We start from the raw sequence: 733 nt of genomic DNA on the forward strand, positions 1-733 counted from the left end.
GGACGCGCCGGTCCGGAGCGCGGGGCCCGGCCCGTCCACCCGCCCGCTCACCGCACGACGGCTGCCGCGAGCAGCCCGGCGACGATCTCCGGCCCGTTCAGGGTCAGCACCGACTCGGGGTGGAACTGCACGCCCGCGAAGCCCGGGCCGCGCAGCGCGTGCACCTCACCGGTGACCGGGTCACGGCTCAACTCGACCCGGTGCAGGGCCAACTCCGTCTCGGCGTGCGCGTCGCAGCGTGCCGTGTAGGAGTTGTAGAAGCCGACCGTCTCGGTCCGGCCGAAGAAGTCGACGCGTTCCTGGGCGCCCTGCTGCGGCTGCGCCTTGCGCACCAGGTCCAGGCCCAGTTCGGCGGCGAGCAGCTCGTGTCCCAGGCACACGCCCAGCAGCCCGCCGCCGTCCTCGCCGCGGAGCACCAGGTCGGCGGCGAGTCCGCGCAGCAGCCGCATCTTGGGGTCGGCGGTGTCGCGCGGGTCACCGGGCCCGGGCCCGAGCACCACCGGGCCGCGGTGGGCGAGCGCCACCTCCCGCAGGCCGGGCTCGTCGTAACGCAGCACGGTCACCGCGGGGCCCCCGGACCGCAGGAGGTGGGCCAGCATCGAGGTGAAGGTGTCCTCACCGTCGACCACCAGCACCTCGGCGGGCGCCCGACCGCCGGCCGGGCGGCCGTCCCCGGTGGACCCGACGGAGACGCGGTCGTCCCCTGCTGACCGCACGCCGTCCGCGGTGGGCT

Annotated in this window: 1 protein-coding gene; it reads right to left on the reverse strand. The window is 76.3% G+C overall.

Translation table 11 applies throughout. The features are described from left to right. Positions 1–47: 47 nt before the first annotated feature. On the reverse strand, positions 48–733 hold a 686-nt coding region (locus ACYVE9_RS29475), incomplete at its 5' end, for an aminodeoxychorismate/anthranilate synthase component II (protein WP_461030930.1).

The organism is Streptomyces sparsus (assembly GCF_054776295.1).